The organism is Acidovorax sp. KPB24-07, from assembly GCF_057543315.1.
On sequence record NZ_BAAJYS010000302.1, the window covers coordinates 1 to 4,177 of the forward strand.

3 protein-coding genes and 2 pseudogenes are annotated in these 4,177 nt (G+C 61.4%); all 5 read right to left on the reverse strand.

Annotated elements, in window-relative coordinates; genetic code table 11:
• Positions 1-315: pseudogene (locus AC27IQ_RS19715) on the reverse strand (FAD-dependent oxidoreductase); the annotation flags it as partial.
• Between the two features lie 98 nt (positions 316-413).
• Positions 414-1,511, reverse strand: a complete 1,098-nt coding sequence (locus AC27IQ_RS19720; RefSeq protein WP_487090495.1) for a tetratricopeptide repeat protein — start codon at positions 1,509-1,511, stop codon at positions 414-416.
• Positions 1,492-2,556 carry a hypothetical protein gene (locus AC27IQ_RS19725; RefSeq protein ID WP_487090493.1) on the reverse strand — a complete coding sequence of 355 codons (1,065 nt, stop codon included), beginning with the start codon at positions 2,554-2,556 and terminating at the stop codon, positions 1,492-1,494. The genes AC27IQ_RS19720 and AC27IQ_RS19725 overlap by 20 nt, the downstream gene beginning before the upstream one ends.
• A gap of 46 nt (positions 2,557-2,602) precedes the next feature.
• On the reverse strand, positions 2,603-3,496 hold the full coding sequence (locus AC27IQ_RS19730; protein ID WP_487090494.1) for a hypothetical protein: 894 nt from the start codon (positions 3,494-3,496) through the stop codon (positions 2,603-2,605).
• A gap of 260 nt (positions 3,497-3,756) precedes the next feature.
• Positions 3,757-4,177 (reverse strand): annotated as a pseudogene (locus AC27IQ_RS19735) (dihydrolipoyl dehydrogenase); the annotation flags it as partial.

The window sequence follows — 4,177 nt, forward strand, 5'->3', positions numbered from 1 at the left end:
CAGGCCCACCCACGCCACTTCGGGTTCGGTGGTAGGCCACGCTCGGGATGCACGCGGGCGGTTGAAGGCGGCGGCGGCCAACTCCTTGTTGCCCTGCAGTTCGCCGGCGATGACTTCCGCCGCCACGTGCGCCTCGTGCACGGCCTTGTGCGCCAGCATGGGCTGGCCCACGATGTCGCCGATGGCGAAGATGTGCGGCACGTTGGTGCGCATCTGGATGTCCACGTCGATGAAGCCGCGGTCGGTGACGGCCACGCCGGCCTTGTCGGCGCCGATCTTCTTGCCGTTGGGCGTGCGGCCCACCGCCTGCAGCACATTCATTCGCCGATCCAACTGACCGCAGGCCCTCAATCGTTTAGGGGCTGTCAGGCGATCCGCCAGTTCGAAGGACAGCTTGGTCTCCCACAAATAAATCAATACAAACTCAGCTGCCGGGCGGCCAAGTAATCCTGCTGCACCAGCATGGCCAGGGCGTCGTTCTGGGCACTTTGGTACACCGACAGGGCCATGCGGAAGTCGTCGTCCAACTCATTCAATTGCGGTTCGCCGCTTCTTTGATCCGTCACGGCCTTCAGCGCGGCACTCAGCTCGTGGGGCACGCGCACTTCCCGGTCTTGACGCACGCGGATCAGCGGTGCCAGCTCTTCGAAGCGCCCGCGCAGACTGCCCCAATCCACGGCTTCTCCGCTTTGCTCTGCGGCGTGCAGGCGTAGCGCTGCCAGTACACCGTCACCGGGGTGATGCCCGACGCATTGTTCAAGCCATGCACGGGCGGTCGGCCAACCATTCTCTTGGGCAATCAGCCATGCTTCCTCGGCTTGCCAGCGCACATCCAGGGCCTGTGCGTTTTGGCTCAGGGCTTGTCGAGCCTTGTCCAGTTGCCCGGCTTGACGCCACAGCGTGGCGCAGCCAAGGCTCGCCAGCCCTTGCAGCCCGGTGCCTGCGGCTTGCTCCAGCTGTGCAAGTGTTTGTGGCACACCTTGCGGCCGTGGGGTATGTCGCCTAGGGGCGAGACTTTGGCCGGAAGCCAGTTTCTGGAAACGGCGTTGCAGGGTGCCCAGCACACCTTGAGTTTTTTTATCGAGCGGGTCAGCCAAACGACGCGCCAAGTCCAGCGCGGAGCTGGCTTCATCCACTTTCCCGAGTTCGATCAGCACATCGGCCAGAGCGCAGCAGATCACGGGGTCGTGGTGAAAGGCCTGCTGTGCCTGTCGGTATACCGGCAGCGCGACTTCTGGCCCCTGGGCAATGCGCAGGGTGTTGCCCAAGTCGGCCCAACAAAATGGGTCGTCGGGAAAGCGGCTGATGGCGGCGCGGTACACAGCCTCACCTTCGGCCAGCTGCCCGCGCATGACCAGGGCATGCCCGAGTTGGTTGTGCGTCTGCGACTCATAGGGAAAGCGCCTGCGGGCATACCAGAACACGGTCTGGGCGCCAGGCCAGTCGCCCAGTTCATCCAATGCCCGGCCGACTACCGACCATGCCTGTGGATTACCCGGCGCCCAAAGCACGGCATGCTGGCCCAGTTGCAAGGCCCAGGTGGCGTCGCGGGCAATGCTGGCATGGTAGTTGGGCAACTTGAGCAGGAAGTCGGCGAGGCGGCAATAAGAACGCACAAAAAAAGTAGGCATCGCCAGTTTCTTGAGCGTAGCGGGCGTTTTGTGCCATCAAGCCACGCAGTTGGGGCTCAACCTTCGCTCGCTGGCTGTCAAACAGATGAAGCAGGGGCTGAACCTCATTTCCCCAATGGGGAGCCTCCAATGGCTTGCGCCCATTCCCAGCAATCACCGGTTGGTTGATGGCTGGCCAGCGTTCATCAAGCCACTGGCGCACCGGGCGCACGGTGTCTTGCGAGCGTACCGTCAATGCGTCGCGCAAACGGGCTTGCCAGTTCTTGCTGGACATGGGGTACACCGCGCTCAGGAAATCCAGCTCGGTCAGCCATGTACGCTTCTGCTCACTTTGTTTTTCCGGTGCGTCGCCAGCATGACGGTGAAGACTCAGACCATAGTCCAGCAGGCCACCGACCAAGGCGGTAGGCAGCCCCTCGGGCATCTGGCCCTCGTCATTCACCGGCATACGCCGCAGACCGAACAGCGCCAGTGCCGCCCAGCGCGGCTGACCCTGGCGGCACAGGCCCATCCAGAACGACAGCAGGTCGCGGTTGGTCTGGTGCAAGGCCAGGGCGCGCAGCAGGGCGCTGCGCGGGTCGCAGGAGGCAAAGCTGGGCTGCCGGTTCAGCCAAGCCCAGAGAGTGGGCGCACGTTCGCGGCACCACGACACGCTGCGCGGTAGCGACAGGGTCTGCATCAGTACGCCGGCCTGGGTCAGCGCCAGTGCATATTGTTTAGGTGTTGCTCCTGGAGGCAAAGCGTTCTGGCGCAGTTGGCGGGCTAGCCAACTCTGCAAAGCCGTGTCCAGCGTGTCTTCTAGTGCTGTCGGCAGAAACTGCGACAACGCCTGAGCAGGCTCAAGTGCGGCGTAGGCACCGAGCCAGACACATCCCATCAGAAGGCGATCGAGCGCCGCTTCGGATTCCTGGGCGAGGGCCTCCACCCAAGACTGGGCCGCAGCGTCCAATGGAGCAACGGCGGTAGCTGAGTCAGACATCGTTCAGCTCACACGCAAAGTCGTCACGGTTGCAGTTGAGCTGCAACCAACTCAGGTGCCAGCGCCGCAACCGGGACAGATCTGCTTGATGCGGGCGAGTAATCAGGCCCCAGCGCACTATGTGCTCAGGACGGTAGTCCAAGTAGGAGTGGATTAATTCCAAGCCCATACGGTAGTCCGATTCAGTGAGAGCCGGAGCCAGATTCACGGCCCTGCCTTGTTCATACACCGCCCCTCCTACTCCGGCGTGAGTCGGCGTAGGAAAGAAATAAGGATTTATTGTGCCATCCAGCACCGTAGGAATACAAAAACCTTGGATGCGTGCAACACGGGCAGCGCGAACTTCCTTGGCCGTGTAACGCATCAAAAGCACCGCCTCGGTACGACCGGCTACTGGATTCATATGACCCAGGCCAAGGTGATCGCGCACGCGGTCGGCCCAATCTGACTCCTCCAGCAGGGTAGTCACTTCGTCTGATGTGGTGGCAAAGCTGGGGAAGAGGTTGCGCCGTTCGTTCCACTCGGCCAAAACACGCTGCAATATCGAATGAACCGTCTTTGACGAGGTACTAGGCCCTGCAGTGGATTCCCTGACAGCGGACTCAAACTCGGCCAGATCCACGCTACTGCCCTTCAGCGCCCAGGAAACCTGCTCCAGTCGATAAAACACTACGTTGTCATCGATAGCAGTCCAGAAATTGGAGCCGTTGAGTTTCGCTTCAAAGGTGTCGGGAACTGAACCCTCGTCCTTTTCTACGAACTGATGTTCATTCAAATATTGGGTGCGGTGCTGCTGCCAAAAAGCGTCCAAGTTGGGCAGTAGAGCGCTTCCAAAAGCAAGATCGTATTTTTTCAATCGATCATCAGTCACCCTCTCTTCGATCACGAAATTTTCGTAGACAGCACGTTCCTCGGCGGGAAGAACTGGATCTGATCGGCGAGATCGCACGAGAGACTGAAGCGGCACAACGCTTCGCATATCCATCTGGCTGTTGCCCCCCTGCTTTCAATAGTTTAAGTACCGAATCCAAATCACGTAAAGGACTTGAAAACGGCTTGTAAGTGCCGCTTAGTGTAAGCGCCAGGAAATAGGCCCCGTACGATTTCCCGTCCGGGGCCTTTGTTTTCGGCAGACGCTGAAGCGACTTACTTCTTCGATGGCGGCACGTCAGTGCAGGAGCCGTGCGCGATCTCCGCCGCCATGCCGATGCTCTCGCCCAGCGTGGGGTGCGGGTGGATCGTCTTGCCGATGTCCACCGCGTCGGCGCCCATCTCGATCGCCAGGGCGATCTCGCCGATCATGTCGCCCGCATGCGTGCCGACCATGCCGCCGCCCAGGATGCGGCCGTGGCCATGGGCCTCGGGCGAATCGTCGAACAGCAGCTTGGTCACGCCTTCGTCGCGGCCGTTGGCGATGGCACGGCCAGAGGCTGTCCAAGGGAACAGGCCCTTCTTGACCTTGATGCCTTGCGCCTTGGCCTGGTCTTCGGTCAGGCCCACCCACGCCACTTCGGGGTCGGTGTAGGCCACGCTCGGGATCACGCGGGCGTTGAAGGCGGCGGCGGCC